Below are 22,980 nucleotides of genomic sequence, written 5' to 3'. Positions count from 1 at the left end.
ACCATGACCCAGAAATTCCTGACCCACCCAGTCAAAGCACTGGCCCTGGCCTTCGGCCTGTTCAGCTCGGCGGTGTTCGCTGCCGACGCTCCACTGAAAATCGGTACCACCGCCGCCTTCGCCATCCCACTAGAAGCCGCTGTCGAAGAGGCTTCCAAACAGGGCCTGAAAGTCGAGCTGGTGGAGTTCACCGACTGGATCGCGCCGAACGTCAGCCTCGCCGCCGGTGACATCGACGTGAACTACTTCCAGCACATCCCGTTCCTCGAAAACGCCAAGGCCGCGTCCGGTTTTGACCTGGTGCCGTTCGCCCCGGGGATCATCAACAACGTCGGTCTCTACTCAAAGAAATACAAAAGCTTCGAAGAGTTGTCTGAAGGCGCCAGCGTCGCCATCGCCAACGACCCGATCAACAGCGGTCGCGGCCTGCAACTGCTGGCCAAGGCCGGGCTGATCACGTTGAAGCCGGGCGTCGGCTACAAGGCCACCGAAGACGACATCGTCGCCAACCCGAAGAAAATCAAAATCCTCCAGGTCGAAGCCGTGCAACTGGTGCGCGCCTATGACGACGCCGATCTGGTCCAGGGCTACCCGGCCTACATCCGTCTGGCGAAGACCTTCGATGCCGGCTCCGCGTTGCTGTTCGACGGCCTCGATCACAAGGAATACGTGATTCAGTTCGTGATCCAGCCGAAGAGCAAGGACGACCCGCGCCTGATCAAGTTCGTCGACATTTACCAGCACTCGCCGGCCGTTCGCGCCGCGCTGGATAAAGCCCACGGCAAGCTCTACCAGGCCGGTTGGGAAAGCTGAGGATGACGGCCGCGATCCAACGGCGACTGGAGACTCCAGAGCCAAAAAATGCTGAACAAACCGAACTGCACCCCGAGCTGAATCGCGCCCACATACGCTTCATCGGCCTGGGTAAAACCTACGACGGCCGGCAAGGACCGGTCGCCGCCCTGCAAGGCATCGATCTGGCGATTCAGCGCGGTGAAGTGTTCGGCATCATCGGCCGCAGCGGTGCCGGCAAGTCGTCGCTGATCCGCACCATCAATCGCCTGGAGCAACCGACTTCGGGCCGGGTGCTGATCGATCAGGTCGACATCGGCGGGTTCGATGAGGATCGTCTTGTTGCGCTGCGCAGACGGATCGGCATGATCTTCCAGCACTTCAACCTGATGTCGGCCAAGACCGTGTGGCAGAACGTCGAGCTGCCGCTGAAAGTCGCTGGCGTGCCGAAGGAACAACGGGAAAAAAAGGTCCGTGAACTGCTGGAGCTGGTCGGCCTGCAAGCCAAGCACAAGGCTTATCCGGCGCAGCTGTCCGGCGGGCAGAAACAGCGTGTCGGCATCGCCCGCGCATTGGTGCATGACCCGGACATTCTGCTCTGCGACGAAGCCACTTCGGCGCTTGATCCTGAGACCACTCAGTCGATCCTCGGCCTGCTGCGCGAGATCAACCAGCGCCTGGGCCTGACCATCGTGTTGATCACCCACGAGATGGCAGTGATCCGCGAAATCTGCGACCGCGTGGTGGTGCTGGAGCACGGGCGGATCGTCGAGCAAGGCCCGGTCTGGGAAGTGTTCGGCAATCCGCAGCACGAGGTCAGCCAGACCTTGCTCGCGCCGCTGCAACACGCCTTGCCGCAAGAGCTGCAAAGCCGCCTGCACAGCTTACCGCCCTCCTCCGAGGCGGCGGTGGTGCTGCGTTTGCAATTCACCGGCAGCGCCAGCGACGAGCCGGATCTGGCGGCATTGTTCGCCGCTCTCGGTGGTCGGGTGCAGTTGCTGCAGGGCGGTGTCGAACGGATTCAGGGCCATGCGCTGGGGCAACTGCTGCTGGCCGTGAGCGGGTCGGCGGCGAGCGCCGAGCAATTGCGCGAGCGTGCCGGGCAATGGGCGCAACGGGTGGAGGTGCTGGGTTATGTGGTTTGATCGTTTGCTACAGGGTTTCATCGACACCTTTCTGATGGTCGGCGTGTCGTCGTTGATCGCGCTGTTGGTGGGGATTCCGATGGCGGTGATTCTGGTCACCAGCGACAAGGGCGGGATCTACGAAGCCCCCCTGCTCAACAAAGCGTTGGGCGCATTCGTGAACCTGTTTCGCTCGATCCCGTTTCTGATTCTGATGGTCGCGCTGATTCCGTTCACCCGGCTGATTGTCGGCACCACCTATGGCGTGTGGGCGGCCGTAGTGCCGCTGACGATTGCGGCGACGCCGTTCTTTGCACGGATCGCCGAAGTGAGCCTGCGTGAGGTTGACCACGGCCTGATCGAAGCGGCGCAAGCCATGGGCTGCCGGCGCTGGCACATCGTCTGGCATGTGCTGTTGCCTGAAGCACTGCCGGGGATTGTCGGGGGTTTCACCATTACCCTGGTGACGATGATCAACTCCTCGGCCATGGCCGGGGCGATTGGGGCCGGCGGCTTGGGCGATATCGCTTACCGCTACGGTTATCAGCGCTTTGACAGCCAGATCATGCTGACCGTGATTGTGTTGCTGGTGGCGCTGGTGGCGGTGATTCAGTTGGGTGGCGATCGTCTGGCGCGGGGGCTGAACAAGCGTTAAGTCATGCCGCACCTCTGAAACCGCTATCGCGAGCAGGCTCACGCCTACAGGGAACGCATTTCAAATGCAGGAGTGAGCCTGCTCGCGATGGGCTGCGCAGCGGCCCCGCTGGTTGGCGTATATTCGGCAAATCCCAACTGCCGCGCAGCCCTCGACCATGAAGCAAACCCCCATCGATCTGGAACAGATCACCGCCACCACCCTCGGCCACTACAACTCGGTGGCCGAAGACTTCCGCGAAGGCACCCGCGACCACGATGTCAGCCAGAACATCGACGCGCTGCTGCGGCACCTCCACGGCACGGCGCCGTTCACGATTCTCGATTTCGGCTGTGGCCCGGGGCGGGATTTGCAGACATTCACTCGCCTGGGCCACATCGCGGTCGGCCTCGATGGAGCGGAAAACTTCGCGCAGATGGCGCGGGCAGACAGTGGCTGCGAAGTGTGGTGTCAGGACTTTCTGAAACTCGATCTGCCGGCCGAGCGCTTCGACGGGATTTTCGCCAACGCGGTGCTGTTTCATGTACCGCTGCAGGAGTTGCCGCGGGTGCTCAAACAGCTGCACGGCACGCTGAAACCGGGTGGGGTGTTGTTCAGCTCCAATCCGCGCGGGGATAACCGTGAGGGATGGAACGGGCCACGGTATGGCTCGTATCACGATCTTGAGGCGTGGCGCGGGTTGCTGACGGCAGCGGAATTCGTCGAGCTTGAGCATTACTACCGCCCGCCGGGGCTGCCACGAGAGCAGCAGCCTTGGCTGGCCAGCGTTTGGCGTAAAGTTGCGTAGACCGTTCTGACGCCATCGCGAGCAGGCTCACTCCTACCGTTGGAATGCGCTCCCCTGTAGGAGTGAGCCTGCTCGCGATGAGTGCGCAGCACTCGCTTTTAGCGGGTCTCTTTCTTCGGCTCGCGAATCTTGTACCAAGCCACATACAGCGCAGGCAGAAACAGCAGCGTCAGCAGCGTCGCCACCACGATCCCGCCAATCATCGCGTACGCCATCGGCCCCCAGAACACTTCCCGGGCAATCGGGATCATGCCCATGCTCGCCGCCGCCGCGGTCAACAGAATCGGCCGGCGCCGGTGCTCGGTCGCCTCCACCACTGCGTCCCACGGCGCGGAGCCGTTGCGCTCGAATTCATCGATCTGCGTCACCAGAATCACCGAGTTGCGGATGATGATGCCGATCAGCGCCAGAATCCCCAGGATCGCCACGAAGCCCATCGGCGTGCCGGTCGGCACCAGCGCCAGCACCACGCCGATCAGCCCCAGCGGCGCGACACTCGCCACCAGGAACATCTTCTGCACGCTGTGCAACTGGATCATCAGGAAGGTCGCCATCAAAAACAGCATCAACGGCAGCACCTTGGCAATTGGCCCCTGGGCCTTGCCGCTTTCTTCCACCGTACCGCCGGTGGCGACTTTGTAGCCCACCGGCAGTTTCTCGGCGAAGGCATCGATCGACGGTTTGAGGAGTTTCACCAGATCGGTGGGCTGAATTTCGTCGCGCACCGACGCTTTGATGGTGATGGTCGGCAAGCGATCGCGACGCCACACCAGCGGCTGCTCCAGTTCATAACGCACGGTAGCGAACGCCAACAGTGGAATCGACGTGCCGCCCGGCGTGACGATTTGCAGGTTCTGCAGGGTTTCCGGCGTACCGCGCTCGGAATCAACCGCGCGACCGACGACGTTGATCAGGTAGATATCGTCATCGACCTGAGTCAACGGCGAGCCACTGACGATGCTGTTCATCAGGTTCGCCACATCTTCGGATGACAACCCGAGTTGGCGCGCCTTGTCCTGGGCGATGTCGATGCGCAGGACTTTGCCCGGTTCGTTCCAGTCGTAAATGATCTCGCCGATGTGCGAGTTCTTGTCCAGCTCGGTGGCCAGTTCGATCGCATGCTTGCGCACCTGATCGATGTCTTTGCCACTGATTCGGTACTGGATCGGCCGCCCCACCGGCGGGCCCATTTCCAGCGCCTGCACGTAACTGCCGATGCCGACGAAGTCTTTACGCAGTCGCTCGCGCAGGCGTTCGCTCAGGGCCTCGCGGGATTCGAAGTTTTTGCTGACGATCACCAGTTGCGCGTAGTACGGGTTTTGCAATTGCTGGTCCAGTGGCAGGTAGAAACGGATCGCACCCTGGCCGATGTAGGTGCTCCAGCGCACGATGTCCGGATCGCCCTTGAGGGTTTCTTCCAGCTTGTCCACGGCTTTGCGGGTTTCGTTGATCGACGCGTTTTGCGGCAGGTTCAAGTCGACCAGAATCTCCGGGCGGTCCGAGGACGGGAAGAACTGGTTCTGTACAAAGCGCATGCAAAACACCGCCAGCACGAAGCACACGACCGTAATGCCGATCGCCCACCAGCGGTTGCGCATCGACCACAACAAGCCATGGTTGAACGCGCGTCCGACGCGCCCGGGCTCGGCCGCATGGGGTTTTACATTGGCGCTCAGGATGTGCACGCCGATCACCGGCGCGAAGAACACCGCCACCACCCACGACACCAGCATCGCCACCGCGATCACCGCGAACAGGGTGAAGGTGTACTCACCGGCGGAGCTGGCGTTGAGGCCGATCGGCACGAAACCGGCGACCGTCACCAGCGTACCGGTGAGCATCGGGAACGCCGTGGAGGTGTAAGCGAACGTGGCCGCCTGCTCCTTGGTCTCGCCCATTTCCAGGCGCGTGACCATCATCTCCACGGTGATCATCGCGTCATCCACCAACAGGCCGAGGGCGATGATCAGCGCACCGAGGGAAATCCGCTGCATCGTGATGCCGCTGTATTCCATGAACACGAACACCATCGCCAGTACCAGCGGGATCGAGCACGCCACCACCAGCCCGGCGCGCACGCCGAGGCTGATGAAGCTGACCACCAGCACGATCACCACCGCTTCGAACAGCGCGCTGGTGAACCCGCCTACCGCCTCTTCCACCACCACCGCCTGATCGGACACCGTGTGCACGCCGACGCCCACCGGCAGGTCAGCGGTGACCTGATCGATACGCGCATGCAATGCCTTGCCGAATTCCTGGACGTTGCCGCCCTTCTGCATGGCAATCGCCAGGCCGATCGCCGGCTTGCCGTTGAAACGGAATTCCGGAGTGGCAGGGTCGACGTAACCGCGGCTGATGTCGGCGATGTCCGCCAAGCGGTAAAAACGGTCGTTGAGCTTGAGATTGACTTCGGCGAGGTCTTTTTCCGAAGCGAACTGCCCCGAGGTGCGCACCGAAATGCGCTCCGGCCCGGCCTCGATCACCCCGGCAGGCGTCACCGCATTTTGCGATTGCAGGCTCTGCACCACCTGGCGCTGGTCGATGCCCAGCGCCGCCAGTTTGCGCGTGGAGAAGTTCAGGTAAATCACTTCATCCTGCTGGCCGACCATCTCGATCTTGCCCAGCCCCGGCACATTGCGGATTTCGGCGCGGGCCTGTTCCACGTAGTCGCGCAACTGGCGCATGGTCAGGCCGTCAGCGGTAAACGCATAGACCGAGCCGTACACATCGCCGAACTCATCGTTGAACCCCGGGCCTTGAATGCCTTGGGGAAACTGGCCGCGAATGTCGTCGATCTTCTTGCGCACCTGGTACCAGATCTGCGGGATGTCCTTGGCGCTGGTGGTGTCGCGCAGGTACACGTACACCGTCGATTCGCCGGGGCGCGTGTAGCTTTTCACGTAGTCGAGGGAGTCCAGTTCTTCGAGTTTTTTCTCGATACGGTCGGTGACCTGCTTGAGGGTTTCCTCCTGCGTCGCGCCCGGCCATTTGCTCTGGATCACCATGGTCTTGATGGTGAACGAGGGGTCTTCTTCACGCCCCAGATTGAAGTACGAAAAAACCCCCATCAGCAGTGCAACGAACATCAGGTACCAGACGAAAGACTGATGCTTGAGGGCCCATTCGGAGAGGTTGAAAGAGCCTTTCATTGACTGTCCTCGTCAAGTTTCACGGATTGTCCGGGTTTGAGGCTGTTGACGCCGGCGCTGACCACCTGCTCACCATTCTTCACGCCGCCGGCCAGCACCACCGTGCCGTCGGTACGGCTGATCACGCTGACGTCGCGTGGGTTGACGGTTTTGCTTTGGGTGTCGATCACCCAGATCCGCGTTTTGCCGTCGACTTCTTGTAGCGCTGTCGCAGGCAATTCGATCCGTGGCTTGATCGCCGAACTGAGGGTGACGCTGATTGCCGTACCGAGGCGGAACCCCGGCGGGGTTTCAGCCAGGGTCAACCGCGCGCGCCGAGTGCGCGTCGCGCTTTGCGCCTGCGGTTCGATTTCGCGGATGGTTGCGGTGGTGTTGATGCTCGGGTCGAGTTGCCCGGCGACCAGAAACACCACGTCACTGGGGATCTGATCAACCAGAGTGTCCGGCAGATCGATCACCGCTTCCTTGATGTCCGGTTGCGCCAGTGTCACCACTTGCTGGCCGGCGGTGACCACTTGCCCGGCTTCGGCGTTCCACGCGGTGACCACGGCTTTGTGGTCGGAGCGCAGTTCGGTGTAGCCGAGTTGATCCTTGCTCTGATTGACCGCCGCCTGCGCCTGTTCCAGTGAAGCCTGGGTGGTTTTCAGATCAGTATTGGCGATGTCCAGTTGCGCTTGCGCACCGACCCCGCGATCAAACAACGCTTGCTGACGCCGGGCATTGGCCTGAGCGTTGATCAGTTGCGCCCGGACCTTGGCCAGATCGCCTTGGGCTGAGCGCAACTGGTTCTGTTGGTCGGAGGGGTCGAGAGTGGCGAGCAGCGTACCTTTTCCGACCTCGGCGCCAACATCGACATTACGGCTGGCGATGCGCCCGCCGACACGGAAACCGGTGTTGCTCTCGTAGCGCGCCTGAATGCTGCCGGCGAAACGCCCGAGAGTCTCTTCGTTCAGCGCCTGAACCTTGATCGACAGCACCGGCCGCACCGGTTCCGGCGGCGGCTCGCTTTTCGAGCAGGCAGCCAACAACACCGCCATGGACAGCAGCCCCAGACGCTTCATGGCTGCGCTCCCGGTTGCAGATCTTTATAGGTGTTTTCGGCGATCTCGACTTTGATGCCCGGGTGCAACAGCTGCCCACCGGCAACGATGACTTTCTCGCCGCCCTTGAGGCCTTCGCTGATGATGACCTTGCCGGTCAGATAACGACCGACCGTGACCGTGTGCAATTGCGCTTCACCATTGTCGTCGACCATCCAGACCGCCGGGTCGCTGACGTTTTTGGTCAGCGCCGACCATGGCAACTCGACCGCCGATTTGCCACTGCCTTTGGCCGTGGCGCTGACCACCGAACCGAGCTGCATGCCCGGCGGCAGTTTGTCGAGGGTGACTTTGACTTGCACGGTGCCGGACTGCGCGGACACCGCCGGGGTGATTTCGCGCACGGTACCGGTGGTTTTGATGTTGGGGTTGTCGAGCAGGCTGACCACAATCGAGCGATCCGACGGCCGCTCGGCGAGCAGCGATTCGTACACGTTGAACACCGCGTCACGATCGCCATCGCGGGCCAGCTTGAACATCGGCGCCGTGGCCTGCACCACCTGGCCGACCTCGGCCTGACGCTCGGTGATGATTCCGGGGGCGTCGGCAATCAGCGAGGTGTAACTGAGTTGATCCTTGGCGTTGGCCAGTTGCGCTTGCGCCGCGCTCAACGCGCTTTGGCTGCTGCGCAATGCCGCCTGCGCGGAATCGTATTCACTCTGGCTGGTGTAACCCTTGGGCAACAGTTTTTGCTGGCGCACGAACGCCGCAGCCGTCTGCTTGACCCGCGCCTGTTCGGCGACCACTTGGGCCTGAGCCGAGTCGACGTTGGTCTGCAAATCCTTGGGATCGAGTTTGGCCAGCACCTGTTTGGCGCTGACCCGGTCGCCGACATCGACCATGCGCTGGATAATCTTGCCACCGACCCGGAACGACAGTTCGGTCTGCACGCGCGCCTGCACATCACCGGTGAGGGTCACGGCAGCCGCGTAGTCCGCGGGTTTGACAACTTGCACAAAGACCCGCGGCGAGAATTCCTCCGGGGCTTTTTTGTCGCCACAGGCGGCAAGCAACGCGAGCAGGCTCAGCACGACAACTGTTTTCAATCCGGGACTCGCCATGCAGACTCCTTCCTGTGTACGAACGTGCAAGTGACGATACGACTGTGAGCTTAGAACAGGGTTCAACGTTCGCTCGCGGGAATAAGGCATTTTTCGACAATGATTTCTGTGGCGAGGGAGCTTGCTCCCGCTCGACTGCGAAGCAGGCGCAAACCTCTCGAATCGGGGGTTGGGGCCGCTTCGCAGCGCAGCGGGAGCAAGCTCCCTCGCCACAGGGGTACAGGCGCGGCACACTATCGGTTCCGGCAGAAGGAAACGCCCATGCTCAAGACCCTGGCGGTGGCCAATTACCGCTCGATCAACAAACTGGTGATTCCGCTGGGCCGGCTGAATCTGATCACCGGCCCCAATGGCAGCGGCAAATCCAATCTCTACCGCGCCTTGCGCCTGTTGGCGGAGACCGCTCAGGGTGGGGTGGTGAATGCCCTGGCCCGCGAAGGCGGCCTGGATTCGACGTTCTGGGCCGGCCCGGAAACCATCAGCCGCCGCATGCGCAGCGGCGAAGTGGCGGTCGAGCCGACGGTGCGTCACGGCGTCAAACGGCTGCGCCTGGGTTTTGCCGGGGAAGATTTCAGCTACGCGATCGCCCTCGGTTTGCCGGAACCAAGCCGTTCGTTCTTCTCCCTCGACCCGGAGATCAAGAAAGAATGCATCTGGGCCGGCGCGCTCTATCGCCCGGCCAGCCTGCTGGTGGATCGCCACGGCCCGATGATCCGCGCCCGCGAAGGGCGCAGCTGGGACGTGCTGGCGCAGCACACTCCGAACTTCGACAGCCTGTTCGATCAGGTCGGCAGTCTGCGCAGTTCGCCGGAAGTGTTTCAGATGCTCGAGTTCATCCGCCGCTGGCGCTTCTACGATCACTTTCGCAGCGACGCCGACGCCCCGGTGCGCCAACCGCAGCTGGGCACCCGCACACCCGTGTTGCACCACGACGGTCGCGACCTGGCGGCAGCGTTGCAGACCATCATCGAAATCGGTGATCCCGAGGCGTTGCAAGCCGCGATCAGCGATGCGTTTCCCGGCGCACGGCTGAACATCGAGCCGCTGCCCGGTGGACGCTTTGCCATCGAGTTTTATCAGGAGGGGTTGCTGCGACCGCTGTCAGCGGCGGAGCTGTCGGACGGGACGTTGCGCTATCTGCTGCTGGTCGCGGCCCTGCTGACACCGAGGCCACCGACGCTGATGGTGCTGAACGAACCGGAAACCAGTCTGCATCCGGATCTGTTACCGGCACTGGCGCGGTTGATCATTCGTGCATCAGAAGAATGTCAGGTGTGGGTGGTGTCCCATGCGCGGCGGTTGATTTCGGCGTTGCAGGAAGATCCCGAATGCAATTGCATCGTGCTGGAAAAAACGCTGGGGCAGACCGCAATTGTCGGGCAGCGGGTGCTGGATGAGCCAGCGTGGAACTGGCCGGATTGAGCGGCACCTGAGCGAGCGCTTTCGCGAGCAGGCTCGCTTCCACAGTTGGAATGCATCCCCCTGTGGGAGCGAGCCTGCTCGCGAAGAGGACCTTCAGGTCACCGCAGATTTAACGGCTGATCACCCCTGCCACTTGCCACCTTCAACAATCACACTCTCAGGCCGGGTGTCATCGCTCAGTTCTTTACGAACATACTGGTCGTACAGCTTGAGCAGATACTTTTCCTCCCCCAGCTTCGCCAGCTCGGTATTCACCCAGTCTCGCAACTCGATGTTGCCCTTCTTCACTGCCGGGGCAATCGGTGCTTCGGCGCCAAGCTTGTCGTCCAGCACGCGGTAACCCGGGTTCTGCTTGGCCCAGCTGAACAGCACCAGGTTGTCCTGCGCGTAGGCATCACCACGACCGTTGGCCAGCGCTTGCAACGACTCGGAATTTTTCTCGAACTTCAGCAATTTCCAGTCCGGATGATTCTTGGTCAGCCAGATGTCTGCAGTCGTGCCGGTAGTGACGATGGTGGTGCGGGTCGCCAGGTCATCGAGTTTTTTCACCGAGCTGCCTTGCGGTACCAGTGCCTGCACCGCGACCTTGAGGTTCGGGTTGGTGAATTCCACCGCTTCCTTGCGTTCCGGGGTCACGGTCATGTTGGCGAGGATCAGGTCGACCTTGTCGCTTTGCAGGAACGGAATGCGGCTCGCCGGTTCCACGGCAACGAACTCGATCTTGTTTTCATCGCCAAGCAGATCCTTGGCGAAACGCCGACCGATGTCGGTGTCGAAACCGACGTAGCGCCCGGCCTCATTGACGAAACCGAATGGCGGCTTGTCGGTGAACACGCCGACGATCAGTTTGTCGCGGGCTTTGATCTTGTCCAGGTAACCGGCCGGCGCGGCGCTTTCGCTGGCGACTTTCGGCTGGGTCGGTTCTTCGGATTTGTTGCAGCCGGCAAGCAACGCCAGGCCAAGCAGTGGCAATAAAAACAGGGATGATTTGGCAGTTTTCATAGCGGTTCCAGTTCCTTTGTCGGGTGCGTTTTTGGCAGTGTTGCAACGAAGGAGAACTTCTCCAGGAACTGCTGCGCGCGTGCGGTTTGCGGGTTCGTAAAGAAAATCTCGGGCGGGTTCTGTTCAAGGATGCGCCCGGCATCCATGAACACGATGCGGTCGGCCACCGCGCGGGCGAAAGCCATTTCGTGGGTGACGATCAGCAGGGTCATGCCTTCGCGGGCCAGGCCCTGAATCACTTGCAGCACTTCCTTGACCATTTCCGGGTCGAGGGCGGCGGTGACCTCGTCGAACAGCATGACCCGCGGGTTCATGCACAACGAACGGACGATGGCGATGCGTTGCTGCTGGCCGCCGGAGAGCTGGCGTGGAAACGCATCGCGCTTGTCCGCCAGGCCCACGCGGTCGAGCAAGGCTTCGGCTTGCTGCTGTGCTTCGCGGCGCTGACGCTTCTGCACCTTGAGCGGGCCGAGCAACAGATTGTCGAGCACGCTCATGTGCGGGAACAGGTGATAGCTCTGAAAGACCATGCCGATCTGCTGGCGCACCTCGCGCCAGTCGGTGGCCTTGTCCAGCAGCTCGCGTCCGGCGAATTTCAGGCTGCCGCTGTGTGCGCTTTCCAGGCCGTTGAGGCAACGCAGCAGTGTGCTTTTGCCGCAACCGCTGGGGCCAAGAATGACGATCACTTCGCCGCTGCGCACTTGCAGGTCGATGCCCTTGAGCACCTGCTGCTCGCCGTAGAATTTGTTGAAACCCTGAAACTCGATCAATGCGCTCATGCTTGCGTCCAGCGCCGCTCCAGCACACGCGAGGCGGCCGACAGCGGGTAGCAGATAAAGAAGAAAAACAGGAACAGTGCGCCGTAGATCAACACTGATTCGTAGGTGCGCTCGATGATCTGCTGGCCGACCTTGATCACATCGACCACGCCAATCAGCACCGCCAGCGAACTGGTCTTGATGATCCGCGTGTAGACGTTGATGGTCGGTGGCGTCATGCGTTTCAGCGCTTGCGGCAGCAGCACGTAGCCGTAGAGCTGCGCAGCGTTCAGGCCGATCGACAGCCCCGCCTCACGCTGCCCGCGCGGCAACGAATGCAATGCACCGCGCGCCACTTCGCCGACCTCGCTGGCGCCCCACAGCGACAGCACCAGCACCGCACACCAGAAACTGGGCAGGCTCAGGCCGAAGAAAATCGGTAAGCCGAAAAACAGCAGGTACAACCAGACCAGCACCGGGATGGCCCGGAACAACTCCAGATAGACCCGCAGGATCGCGTTCAGCCACGTCACGTTGAGGGTACGCAGCACGCCGTACAGCACACCGCCGGTGGTGCTGATGGCGATGCTCAGGAACGAGATCGACAGGGTTTGCCCGGCGCCTTTTGCCAATTGCGGCAACGACACCCAAAGCAGTTCAAGACCCGAACTGGCCATGCTGGAGCCTCCTTTCCAGACGGCTGAGCAACAGCGACAGCGGCAAGAACAGCAACACACAGATCAGCGTCAGCACGGCGAGCATTTCGTAGGTTTTGTAGTAGAGCGCGATGTAGCTCTTGGTGGTGTAGAGGATTTCCGGCACCGCCACCGCCGAGACCACGGTGGTTTCCTTGAGCAGGAAAATGAAATTGGCGAACAGCGACGGCAGGCTGAGGATCCCCGCTTGCGGCAGGATCACGTAGCGCAGCAACTGGCCATGCGACAGGCCGATGGAACGCCCCGATTCCAGTTGCGCCTGCGGCACGGCATCGACGCCGGCACGCAGCACCTCGGTGAGGTAGGCGCCACCCAGAAAAGTCATGGTGATGATCGCAGCGGTGAAACCGGACACCTTGATGCCGATGGCCGGCAACGCGAAGTAGACGAAGAACAGCTGGATCAGCAGCGGCGTGTTGCGCGCCAGCTCCACATAGAGGCCGACAGCGCGCTGCAGATAAGGGGTGCGAAACACCAGGATCGTCGCATTGAGCAGCGCGACCAGCAGCGAGGTGCCGATGGCGATGAAACCGACCTGCAGCGTCACACCCACGGCTTTGAGAAACGCCGGCAGCGTGCTGAGGATAAACGTGTAATCGAAAGTCATGAGCATCCTGGACGTCGCTCGGTAAGCGACGGTCATGCAGTCCATGGGCAGTGGGTAACTGTCCGGCAGGCAGTGACTTTATAGGTATAAAAACAAGATTTTAAATACCGTTAAAGCATATTGATATCACCCAAAAAACTATCTTGTGGGTTTGCCGGGAAGGAATAAGAAGGCTATTTTCCCTTGCGCTGTAGGAAGGGTCTTTTTTGCATGAAGGCCCTCCAAGGACGAACAGCTTTTGGCCAGACTCCCCCGGCCGAACCATTACAAGGAAAGACCACATGGACGTAAAAGTGCCTCAGCGACTGGATCCGCAGGACATTGTGAAATTGTTGGTGGCGTTGCGCCGGGCGCTGAAGGCTCAGGTGGCCTGAGGTCAAGATCAACAGCACCCTCACCCCAGCCCTCTCCCGGAGGGAGAGGGGGCCGACCGAGGTGTCTGGCGTTTTACATCGACCTGAAAGATCGAGTCGATTATGGATTCAGCAGAAATCTTTCACGTCGGCGTACTTCTACAGCATCCCCCGATCAGTCCCCTCTCCCTCTGGGAGAGGGTTAGGGTGAGGGGCTTTTCCAACGCACACACAAAAACGCCGATGACTATCGCTAGCCATCGGCGTTTTCACACCTTGAAGGGGGGTGCGTTACAGCGTCGGATCAGAACGCCGGCAGTACCGCGCCGTTGTACTTCTTCTCGATGAACGCTTTGACTTCCGGGCTGGTCAGGGCAGCGGCCAGTTTCTTGATGGCGTCGCTGTTCTTGTTGTCCTCACGGGCAACCAGGAAGTTCACGTAAGGCGAATCGGCACCTTCGATCACCAGCGCATCCTTGGTCGGGTTCAGCTTGGCTTCCAGCGCGTAGTTGGTGTTGATCATGTCCAGATCCACTTCCTTCAGCACGCGCGGCAGCAGGGCCGATTCCAGCTCCTTGAACTTGAAGTTGTGCGGGTTCTTGGCGATGTCTTTCGGGGTCGCCAGGGCGTTTTTCGGATCTTTCAGCTCGATCAGACCCGCCTTCTGCAGCAGGATCAGAGCACGGCCGCTGTTGCTGCCTTCGTTCGGGATGGCGATGGTGGCGCCGTCCGGCAGTTCAGCCAGGGTCTTGTACTTGCTCGAGTAGCCACCGAACGGTTCAACGTGCACGCCTTGCACAGTCACCAGGTACTTGGACTTGTCGTCCTTATATTTGCCAGCGTTGAAGCTGTCCAGGTAAGGCTTGGTCTGGAAGTAGTTGGCGTCCAGGCGCTTCTCGCCCACTTGCACGTTTGGCTGCACGTAGTCGGTGAAGACTTTGATTTCCAGATCCACGCCTTCTTTGGCCAGGGTCGGTTTGATCAGCTCAAGAATTTCAGCGTGCGGCACCGGGGTCGCTGCCACGACCAGTTTCTCGCCGGCCTGGGCCAGCGAAGCAGTCAGAGCAGCCGCCAATGCGGTAAACAACAGAACCTTTTTCATGCAGTGTCCTTATCGAGAATCACGGTCGCGAATGGCGACGGCTATTAATACGTGTGCCAGTGAAGTGCTATCTCTGGCGTGAAGCGGACAATACCGGGATTTTTTATTCCCGGACAATAACGTTTATTCACTTTGATATTCCATTTTGTTCATGCAGAACAAAACGGTCACAGCCGCTGACTCAAACCAATCAGCAAATCTTTCAAGGCCTTACGCTCGTCAACGCTGCCGCCGATGTTGATCTGCGCCACCAGCCGTTCGATCTGCAGGTGCGGGCCAGACACTTCGGGCAGGTTCAGGTGTTCCGGGAGGATTTCATCGCCGGTGCTGACCAACAGCGCAAAGTGAATGACGTTTTCCAGCTCGCGGGTGTTGCCCGGCCAGCTGTGCCGCTCCAACAGGTGTTGCGCCGCTTCGCTGATCAACGGCACCGGCAGGTCGAGGCGCTGGCTGTAAATGCCAAGGAAATACTCGGCCAGTGACAGGATGTCGCCGATCCGCTCGCGTAGCGCCGGCAATTCCAGCTGCCCTTCGCTGAGGTAGTGATAGAGCCGTTCGTGGAATTTCCCCGCGTCCACCGCTTGCGCCAGGTCGATGCTGGTCGCCGCGACCAAACGCACGTCCACCGGGCTCGGCTGATGGGCCCCGACACGGGTGACTTCGTGGTTTTCCAGAGCGGCGAGCAGTTTGACCTGGATCGGCAGCGGCAAGTCGCCAATCTCATCCAGGTACAAGGTGCCGCCGTTGGCCGAACCGAACCAGCCGGCGCGACTGCTGGCCGAGCCTGCGTAACTGCCGGCGGCATAGCCGAACAGCTCGGCATCGGCGTAGGTCGGACTGATCGCGCCGCAATTGACCGAGACGAACAGACCGCTGCGATCACTGGCACGATGAATGTGGCGGGCGAGCAACTCTTTACCGGTACCGGTCTCGCCACGGATCAACACTGAGATGGCACGCGGCGCCAAGTGCTCCAGCTCTTCGCGCAATTGGCGCGAACGCGGATCGACGAAGACCAGCGCCTTGGCGCGGATGCTCAGCGGGCTTTTTTCCGCATCGGGAAAGGTCAGCAACGGCTGACCGAACGTTTCAAAACTCATGGCAGACTCCCGCCCAGAACCGCCGGGAGACGGGGGCGATCAAAAAGAAAAAAGACCACTCAAGCGCGACGCCGGGCGTGGTGTTCCAGGCGGTTTTGCAGGCGATAGAGGTAGGCGAAACCCTGCTCCCAGCGCTGATGCCCGGACTTGACGTTGATGTGCCCGGCTCCAGCGAGAATCCCCGCCTCGGCGCCCCAGTTACGTGCCAGCTCAAGCGCGCGCGGCGCGCTGACGGCGGCATCGTTGTCGGAGGCCACGACCTGGCTCGGAAACGGTAAGAGATCGGTCGGGATCGGTGCGAAATTGCGCAGCGCCGGCGCGCAGGCAGGACGCTCGACATCCGCTGGCGCGACCAGTAACGCACCCTGTACCTGACGCAGGTATTGCAGCGGCGCGGTGGCGGCCCAATGGGCGACGGTGACGCAGCCGAGGCTGTGAGCGATCAGGATCACTGGCGTGCTGTCGGCGGCAATCGCTTCGGCCAGCGCTGCGACCCAGTCTTCACGACGCGGCGTCAGCCAGTCGGCCTGCTCCACCCGGGCGCTGTTGGGCAAGCTGTTTTGCCAGTGGGTTTGCCAATGATCTTCTGGCGATCCTTGCCAGCCCGGCACAATCAGATAGCGGATTGATTCGTTGCGCATGGGGGAGCTCTCCTGCGTCGTGTCTGTTCCTGATCGATTATAGAGACGGGATTTATATTCGTTAAGGAATAAGAAGCTATTTATTAAGACCAAAAAAGCATATTTGTGTTTTGTGCAGGCGCTGCCGAAGGCTGCGATCTTTTGATCTGGATCTTTAAAACAGAATCAAGAGATCGCAGCCTTCGGCAGCTCCTACAGTGGGAGCGGAGGAAAAAATCGGGGATAAAAAAAGGGCCGCACCCTGCCAAGGAGACGGCCCCGGAAAAACGAAAATCCTGTTACCGCGCGGTGATCACCGACAACTTGGTAATCCCCGCCCGCTCGATCGAGGCCATGGCCCGCGCCACTTCGCCGTAATTCACTCCATCGTCGGCCTGCAGTTGCACGCGCACTTCCGGGTCCTTGGCTTTGGCCGACTTGAGGTTGAATTCCAGCAAGTCAGGTTGAATCTCATCCTTGTTGATAAACAGTTTGCCAGCGCCGTCGATGCTCACCACCAGCGGGTCTTTCTGCTCGACCGGTGCCACCGCTTCGGTCTTCGGCAGGTTGATCGGGATCGCGTTGGTCAGCAGCGGCGCGGTGACGATGAACACCACCAGCAGCACCAGCATCACGTCCACCAGCGGCGTCACGTTGATCTCGCTCAGCACCTCGTCGCTGTCTTGCGTGGAGAAGGCCATATCAGGACGCCTCCTTCACTTTCGTTGCGTTGCCCTGGGCCGCGACCTTGTTCGCAGTCGGGTGGATCAGCACGCGGAACGAGCTCTTCTGCGCCAGGCTGTAGAAGTCATGGGCGAAGTCATCCAGATCTGCCGCCGTCAGCTTCAGACGCCGCAAAAAGTAGTTGTAAACCAGCACCGCCGGCACCGCGACCGCGATCCCCACACCGGTGGCGACCAGTGCAGCGCCGATCGGACCGGCCACGGTTTCCAGGCTCGCCGAACCGGCTGCGCTGATGCCTTTCAACGCTTCCATGATTCCCCACACCGTGCCGAACAGGCCAATGAACGGCGAGGTACTGCCGATACTCGCGACCACTGCCAGACCGGTTTCCAGCGAACGGCGTTCACGGACGATCTGCTGACGCAAGGCACGCTCCAGTCGATCCTGATGGTTGATCGCCTGGCTCAAGTCATTGGCCTGCGGCGCCTCGCCCACCTGAATCGCCGCGTAACCGGCCTGCGCCACCCGGGCGGCCGCGCCGGGCTGGGTCTCGCTCAACTCGGCGGCGGAATCCAGACTCGACGCCGCCCAGAAGCGTTTATGAAACTTGCGATCCTGCGCCTTCAGACGACCGAACTGCACAGCCTTGAGCAGGGCCAGCCCCCAGGTGGCGACGGAAAAAACCACCAGCAGCCAGATCACCGCGCTTTCGATGGATTCCAGTGGAGATGCCAGTAACGTCATGATGTGTTCCCTCGTGTAAACGTTTAGCGCGAAATAGGTTTCGGTTTAATGAATCTTGAAATCGATGGGCACGCTGACCCAGCCGTCCTGGGCGACATCACCCTGCTTGGCCGGAACGAAGCTCCACTGCTTGACGGCACTGAGTGCCGCATCGTCGAGCTGCTGCCGGCCACTGCTTTTCTGAATCTGGATCTCCCCCGGTTTGCCGTTGGCCAACACGTGCACCCTTAACATCACCGTGCCTTCCCAACCGCGACGCTGGGCCAGCGACGGGTATTCCGGCGCCGGGTTCTTCAAATACGCGGCGTTGGCCGAGGCCGGTGTCACGGGCGCCGGAGCCGGTGGTGCAGGTGGCGCTGGCGCAGCGACCGGGGCTGCCGGTTGCGGCGGCGCAGGTGGTTGCTCAACGGCCTTCGGTGCTGGCTTCGGAACCGGTTTGGCAACCGGTTTCGGCTTGGGCTTGGGAATCGGTTTGGGCGGTGGCGGCTTCACGGCCAACTCGTCTTCAACCGGTGGCGGAGGCTCGACCACCGGTGCCGGTGGCGGCGGTTCGACCACGGGCGGTGCTGGCGGCGCCGGGCGCGAAAACTCGATGGTCATCGGCGGAATTTCCGGCGGCACGATCGGCAGCGCCGGTGTCGGATGCTGATTGATCCAGTAGATCACCGCACCGTGCACCACCAGCGCCAGCACGCCGAGCAGGATCGCTTCGCGTCGGCTCAGAATGCCCTTGGGCGCGCGCTGCAAACGCAGCTGCCCCAACGGCACACGATGTGGCCGGCCAAGATCGACCAATTCGCCACTCGGCGTCTGACGCCACAGCAATTCCTGTGCGCTGGCGGCGGTCTGGACATTGCCCATTGATTCACTCCCTGCGGTCTTTTTGCGTTCTCTACAAAAACTGCCGATCCGCCGTTTGTTGAATCCCCCACGGCAGATCGATGGGCTAATCATTGGGTTTGACGCTTATCTCTGAAAGTAATCTTTAACGTTATGCATAGGCTTTTATGGAATATAAGAATTGATCAATTCCGCCAAAGCCGCGCTTCACAAGGGCTGTAGCGAGGGGCTGAAAAACACATGCTTTTCAGGCATTAAAAGTATTCACGCAACGCATTGATTTGGCCTGATCGGGATTACCGGGCCACTGCCACGAAGCCGATATTTGCCTGCGTTACCGTCAACAATAAAAAAGCCGATGCACTTTCATGCACCGGCTTGTTTACCTGCTCGACTGATATTTTTTGCGGTTTGACGCGCAGATATTGCCTTGCAATTAACGACGAGATTGCAATAAGCCCTCATTCAAATCTCGAGCATTGATTCCATGTCTGCTAACGACTGGCGCTGGTCTGTTGCACGCCAGTGGCCGGGGCAATCACGGCGGTCTCGGAACGTGGCGTGCCGGCCGGTACCCAGTCATAACTCACAGGCAACGCCCGATAGACCCAGTTGCTGATTGCGTCGCTGCCCGGCGCCTTGCCCAGATACGGGCTGACGTATTCCCAGACGTTTTCACCGCTGGCCGTGACCTGGAAAAACCGCCCGTTCATGCCTTCGTCGATCAGCGTATTGCCGTTGGGTAAACGTCGCGCGCTGCTGATGAACGAGCTGTAGAACGCCCAACCCGGCTGCTTCGAATTGGCCGCGCTGTACTGCCAGACAATTTCACTTTTCAGCGGATCGATTTCCAGCACCCGCGAGCCGGAAATCAGCCCGAGGGTGACGTTCGGATACCCCGCCGAACCCTGGTTGTCGAACACCAACAGGTTACCGGCACCCGGCAGTCCGGCCGGGATGATGTGCGCGTCATGCTGGCCGACAAACTGGTCTACCGGTCGCGGCAGTTTTTGCGCGGTTTTCGGGTCGATCAGTGGCAGGTTCGGGCCGAGGCGCCAGACCACTTTGCCGCTGTGTTTATCGATGATCGCGATGAAGTTGGCATTGCGTGAATCGAGCAGCAGGTTGTCCGGATTGAAGCGCTTGTCACCGGCATCGAACCACTTGTTCGGGCCGACCACACTGAGGTTGTTGATGTGCAGGTAATCCGGATTGTCGCTGGCGCGCACCAGCTTCAATTGCTCTGGGGTGAAGCCAAATTCGTTCAGGTGTTCCGAGGCCAGCCACTGCCACTTCACCGTGCCGTCAGGGCCGACTTCATAGATGGCATCGTCGATCACCTCGGGCACTTTGAAGCCTTTGACCGGGTGCACCTTGTTTGCCAGCACCACAGTGTTGCCGTTGCTCAGGCGACGTTGATCATGATGCTGCTGCGCCGCGCCTCCGGGCGCCTTGTCGCCCCACTGCCAGAGGACTTTGCCGTTCCAGTCCAGTTCGCCGACGCTCTGGTTGCCCAGACCGTTGCCGGCCGAACCGAGCTTGCCCGGATCCTTGTCACTCAGTTGCAGCAGCACATGCCCGCGCTCACCGCCGACCAGTTGCGGATCGATGATCGCCGAGGGAAAACCCGCTTGCGGCCAGGTCTTCACTTCGTTGCCATTCATGTCGATCAGGTGCGTTTGCTTGTCGGCACCACTGAAGATCACGTACTGATTGAACGCCTTGTTCGGGTCGTAACGGGTGACGCCGGTCGGGTACACGCTGGGCGCGGCGAGCGCCCCGGTGCTTGACACTGCACCGGATAACAACAGCGCTAAAGCGGTTTTGCCTGGCAACATGATGCAGCTCCTTGAATAACAGATCAGAAGTCGTAGCGACCGGTAACGCCGAGGGTGCGCGGCGTACCGAGCAGGCCTTCATAGCCGCCGTTGCCGCCGGTCCACAGCGTCGTGTAATAGGTTTTGTCGAAGGCGTTTTTCAGCCACAGCGAGACGTCCCACTGCCCTTGGTTGAAGTCGCCGCGCAGACCGGTGGAGAAGTTGACCACGGCGTAGCTCGGGATCTGCCCGTAGTCGGAATCCTCGACCGTTCCCACCGCTTTCGAGCGGAACGCATAGCTGGCGGTGACGTAGGGTTCAAAGCCGTTGGCCAGATTCCATTTGTATTCGCCGTTGGCGTTGCCGATCCATTTCGATGCGCCGACCACCTGGTGGCCGCTGAGGTCGCAAGAGGCCGGTGCGCCCGGTGCCTGGCTGACTTCCGGCGGGCACGGCGCATCTTTGTACGAGAGGTAGCTGACGTCGTTGTACGAGCCGTTGAAGTTCAGGGTCAGGCCGCGCAGCGGGATCACCGTGCTTTCAAACTCGACGCCGCGTGAGCGCACAGAGCCGGCGTTGGTCAGGTATTGCACGCGGTTGACGTCGTCGTAGGCGTTGGTCTGGTAGGCGTTGACCTGGGTCCAGAACAGGTTGGCATTGAGTTGCAGACGGCGGTCCCACAGGGTGCTCTTGAAGCCGAGCTCGGCGTTGTTGGCGCGTTCGGTGCCGATCAGCAGCGAGTCGGCGCCGGCGGTGGGTGCAGACCCCACCGCGAGGTTCACCCCACCGGATTTTTCGCCGTGGGACAGCGTGGCGTAACCGAGCAGGTCATCGGTGATGCGATAGCTTAAGTTGAGCAGCCCGGAAGGGCTGGAGCTGTACTGATTGAGATCACCGGAATCGTAGGCACCGGCCCGTCCGCGCCGCGCGGTGGCGGCGGCGCCGGTCACCGTTGCACCACCAACGGGCGCATCGCGGGTGACCCAGGCGTTTTTCTCTTCATAGGTGCCGCGCACCCCGGCGGTGAAGTCCAGCCGTTCGCTGAGGTGCCAGGTGCCTTGGGCGAACAGCGCGAAGCTGTCGGTCTTGATGTGGCCGTTGCCGACACTGCCAACATTCGCCAGGGCGCCACGCGGGGTGCCATTCCAGATGTCGGCCTGCGGGCCGTAATAGGCGAAGGATTTGTTGTCCAGGTCCGAGCCGAAGTAATACGCACCCACCACGTAATCGAAGAATTCGCCCTTGGGCGAGGCGAGGCGAAATTCCTGCGAGTACTGTTTGTCCTCGACCGAAACGCCGGCGTTGTAGGTCGCCGCCACGTTGAGGCCGTCGTCGTTGGCCGGGGTGAAATTCCAGAAGCGGTAGGAGCTGATCGAGGTCAGGGTGAAATCGCTCGGCAACCTCCAGTTGGCTTCCACCGACGTGCCGCCCTGATGCACGGTGACGTGCTGGTCGTTGTCCAGATTGACCTTGCGGTGCGAACCGTTGACCAGCGTTGCGCCGGCGGCATTGGCCCGCGATTGGTACAGGTTGACGCCGTTGATGGTCGGCCCGGCGCTGTACAGCACGCGGGTACCGGCGCTGGAATCCTCTTCGTTGTAGTCGCCGATCCAGCGCAGATTGAAATCTTCGTTGGGCTTGAACAGCAACTGCGCGCGGAAGCCATCGCGGGAGCCGCCATTCAGATCGTGCCCGTTGTATTCGTTTTTGATGTCGCCGTCGCTGCGGGTGCGATAGGCCGAAAAGCGTCCGGCCAGCTCATCGTTGAGCGGCCCGGAAATGGTGCCCTTGGTCTGGAAGTAACCGTCCTCGCCGACCGAGGTTTCGATGCTGCGCTCGGGTGTGAACGTCGGCGCGCGGGTGCTGATATTGATCACCCCGGCGGTGGTGTTCTTGCCGAACAGCGTGCCCTGCGGCCCGCGCAGGACTTCGAGCTGTTCGATGTCCATCAGGTCGAACACTGCCATCCCCGGACGGCCCAGGTACACGTTGTCGATGTACAGACCGACGCTGCCTTCCAGACCGTCGCTGGCCGGGTTATTGCCCAGGCCGCGAATCGACACGCTGGACTGGCGCGCATGCATGTAGGCGACGTTGACGCTGGGCACCAGTTGCTGCAGGTCCTGAATGCGGTAGACCCGCTGCGTCTCCAGGGTCTGGCCGCTGACCACGCTCATCGGTGTCGGCACGTCTTGCGAGCTTTCTTCGCGACGGCGGGTGGTGACGGTCACGGTTTCCAGTTGCGAATTGTTGGCCGCCGCCTTGCCGGCCGGGGTCGGCGGCGGGGTTTCAGCCTCGGCGGCGTAGCTGTGGGTCCAGCTGGCACTCCCCGCCAGCAACAGGGCCAGAGGCAGGCGTTTGAGCCGTCGTGGCGTTAAGGGTGACGCAAGGTTCAACGGACTCATGGCGCGGCTCCTGGTCAAAAAACACACAGACATCTTCAGCGCTGCATATTCTTTTAAGTTATTTATTTATGGATTTACAAATATTTACTGCATAAGAGATTGCCTTTATAAGGAGTCGACCTAATGCATATCCAATGCA

General features: G+C 60.9%; 20 protein-coding genes. 5 read left to right on the top strand and 15 right to left on the bottom strand.

Annotation, left to right across the window (positions count from 1 at the left end; genetic code table 11):
- Positions 1 to 3 precede the first annotated feature (3 nt).
- From J5M57_RS19245 to J5M57_RS19230, 4 genes are all read left to right on the top strand, one after another.
- Positions 4 to 813, top strand: a complete 810-nt coding sequence (locus J5M57_RS19245; RefSeq protein ID WP_207849379.1) for a MetQ/NlpA family ABC transporter substrate-binding protein — start codon at positions 4 to 6, stop codon at positions 811 to 813.
- Positions 814 to 815: 2 nt separating this feature from the next.
- Positions 816 to 1,937: an ATP-binding cassette domain-containing protein gene (locus tag J5M57_RS19240; RefSeq protein ID WP_207849378.1), complete on the top strand. Its 1,122-nt coding sequence runs from the start codon at positions 816 to 818 to the stop codon at positions 1,935 to 1,937.
- Positions 1,927 to 2,571, top strand: a complete 645-nt coding sequence (locus tag J5M57_RS19235) for a methionine ABC transporter permease (protein ID WP_207849377.1) — start codon at positions 1,927 to 1,929, stop codon at positions 2,569 to 2,571. The genes J5M57_RS19240 and J5M57_RS19235 overlap by 11 nt, the downstream gene beginning before the upstream one ends.
- Positions 2,572 to 2,728: 157 nt before the next feature.
- The gene (locus tag J5M57_RS19230) at positions 2,729 to 3,358 is read left to right on the top strand and encodes a class I SAM-dependent methyltransferase (protein WP_207849376.1); all 630 of its coding nucleotides are present in this window, start codon (positions 2,729 to 2,731) and stop codon (positions 3,356 to 3,358) included.
- A 98-nt stretch (positions 3,359 to 3,456) separates the two neighbouring features.
- Here the strand turns inward: J5M57_RS19230 and J5M57_RS19225 are convergent, their stop codons facing one another.
- From J5M57_RS19225 to J5M57_RS19215, 3 genes are read right to left on the bottom strand one after another with little or no spacing between them, the layout of a single operon-like run.
- Positions 3,457 to 6,510 carry an efflux RND transporter permease subunit gene (locus J5M57_RS19225; protein ID WP_207849375.1) on the bottom strand — a complete coding sequence of 1,018 codons (3,054 nt, stop codon included), beginning with the start codon at positions 6,508 to 6,510 and terminating at the stop codon, positions 3,457 to 3,459.
- Positions 6,507 to 7,571 (bottom strand): efflux RND transporter periplasmic adaptor subunit, encoded by a 1,065-nt coding sequence (locus J5M57_RS19220; RefSeq protein ID WP_207849374.1) that lies wholly within the window; start codon positions 7,569 to 7,571, stop codon positions 6,507 to 6,509. Before J5M57_RS19220 ends, J5M57_RS19225 begins: the two co-directional genes overlap by 4 nt.
- The gene (locus J5M57_RS19215; RefSeq protein ID WP_207849373.1) at positions 7,568 to 8,671 is read right to left on the bottom strand and encodes an efflux RND transporter periplasmic adaptor subunit; all 1,104 of its coding nucleotides are present in this window, start codon (positions 8,669 to 8,671) and stop codon (positions 7,568 to 7,570) included. Before J5M57_RS19215 ends, J5M57_RS19220 begins: the two co-directional genes overlap by 4 nt.
- Before the next feature lie 261 nt (positions 8,672 to 8,932).
- On the opposite strand from J5M57_RS19215, the gene J5M57_RS19210 reads away from it, so the two are divergent.
- A complete protein-coding gene (locus J5M57_RS19210; protein ID WP_207849372.1) occupies positions 8,933 to 10,093 on the top strand; it encodes an AAA family ATPase in 1,161 nt (386 codons plus the stop codon).
- Positions 10,094 to 10,213: 120 nt separating this feature from the next.
- Here J5M57_RS19210 and J5M57_RS19205 read toward each other — a convergent pair whose 3' ends face one another.
- The 12 genes from J5M57_RS19205 to J5M57_RS19150 form a co-directional block, all read right to left on the bottom strand.
- The gene (locus J5M57_RS19205; RefSeq protein ID WP_207849371.1) at positions 10,214 to 11,095 is read right to left on the bottom strand and encodes a transporter substrate-binding domain-containing protein; all 882 of its coding nucleotides are present in this window, start codon (positions 11,093 to 11,095) and stop codon (positions 10,214 to 10,216) included.
- Positions 11,092 to 11,874, bottom strand: a complete 783-nt coding sequence (locus tag J5M57_RS19200; protein WP_207849370.1) for an amino acid ABC transporter ATP-binding protein — start codon at positions 11,872 to 11,874, stop codon at positions 11,092 to 11,094. Before J5M57_RS19200 ends, J5M57_RS19205 begins: the two co-directional genes overlap by 4 nt.
- The gene (locus J5M57_RS19195) at positions 11,871 to 12,530 is read right to left on the bottom strand and encodes an amino acid ABC transporter permease (protein ID WP_207849369.1); all 660 of its coding nucleotides are present in this window, start codon (positions 12,528 to 12,530) and stop codon (positions 11,871 to 11,873) included. The genes J5M57_RS19200 and J5M57_RS19195 overlap by 4 nt, the downstream gene beginning before the upstream one ends.
- Positions 12,511 to 13,176, bottom strand: a complete 666-nt coding sequence (locus J5M57_RS19190; protein ID WP_207849368.1) for an amino acid ABC transporter permease — start codon at positions 13,174 to 13,176, stop codon at positions 12,511 to 12,513. The genes J5M57_RS19195 and J5M57_RS19190 overlap by 20 nt, the downstream gene beginning before the upstream one ends.
- Positions 13,177 to 13,833: 657 nt before the next feature.
- Positions 13,834 to 14,631 (bottom strand): MetQ/NlpA family ABC transporter substrate-binding protein, encoded by a 798-nt coding sequence (locus J5M57_RS19185; RefSeq protein ID WP_064585452.1) that lies wholly within the window; start codon positions 14,629 to 14,631, stop codon positions 13,834 to 13,836.
- Between the two features lie 167 nt (positions 14,632 to 14,798).
- A complete protein-coding gene (locus J5M57_RS19180; RefSeq protein ID WP_064585451.1) occupies positions 14,799 to 15,731 on the bottom strand; it encodes a sigma 54-interacting transcriptional regulator in 933 nt (310 codons plus the stop codon).
- A 59-nt stretch (positions 15,732 to 15,790) separates the two neighbouring features.
- Entirely contained in the window at positions 15,791 to 16,372 is a 582-nt protein-coding gene (locus tag J5M57_RS19175; RefSeq protein ID WP_064585450.1) for an alpha/beta hydrolase, read from the bottom strand.
- Positions 16,373 to 16,650: 278 nt separating this feature from the next.
- Positions 16,651 to 17,052 carry a biopolymer transporter ExbD gene (locus J5M57_RS19170; RefSeq protein WP_003220570.1) on the bottom strand — a complete coding sequence of 134 codons (402 nt, stop codon included), beginning with the start codon at positions 17,050 to 17,052 and terminating at the stop codon, positions 16,651 to 16,653.
- Position 17,053: 1 nt separating this feature from the next.
- On the bottom strand, positions 17,054 to 17,779 hold the full coding sequence (locus J5M57_RS19165; RefSeq protein WP_064585449.1) for a MotA/TolQ/ExbB proton channel family protein: 726 nt from the start codon (positions 17,777 to 17,779) through the stop codon (positions 17,054 to 17,056).
- 45 nt (positions 17,780 to 17,824) lie between these two features.
- Positions 17,825 to 18,640: an energy transducer TonB gene (locus J5M57_RS19160; protein ID WP_064585448.1), complete on the bottom strand. Its 816-nt coding sequence runs from the start codon at positions 18,638 to 18,640 to the stop codon at positions 17,825 to 17,827.
- A 473-nt stretch (positions 18,641 to 19,113) separates the two neighbouring features.
- A complete protein-coding gene (locus J5M57_RS19155) occupies positions 19,114 to 20,457 on the bottom strand; it encodes an aryl-sulfate sulfotransferase (protein ID WP_207849367.1) in 1,344 nt (447 codons plus the stop codon).
- A 23-nt stretch (positions 20,458 to 20,480) separates the two neighbouring features.
- A complete protein-coding gene (locus J5M57_RS19150) occupies positions 20,481 to 22,841 on the bottom strand; it encodes a TonB-dependent receptor (RefSeq protein WP_207849366.1) in 2,361 nt (786 codons plus the stop codon).
- Positions 22,842 to 22,980 lie beyond the last annotated feature (139 nt).

This window comes from Pseudomonas sp. 86_A (genome assembly GCF_017491705.1).
Taxonomy (GTDB): domain Bacteria; phylum Pseudomonadota; class Gammaproteobacteria; order Pseudomonadales; family Pseudomonadaceae; genus Aquipseudomonas; species Aquipseudomonas koreensis.
This window is presented reverse-complemented; position numbering and strand designations above follow the sequence as displayed.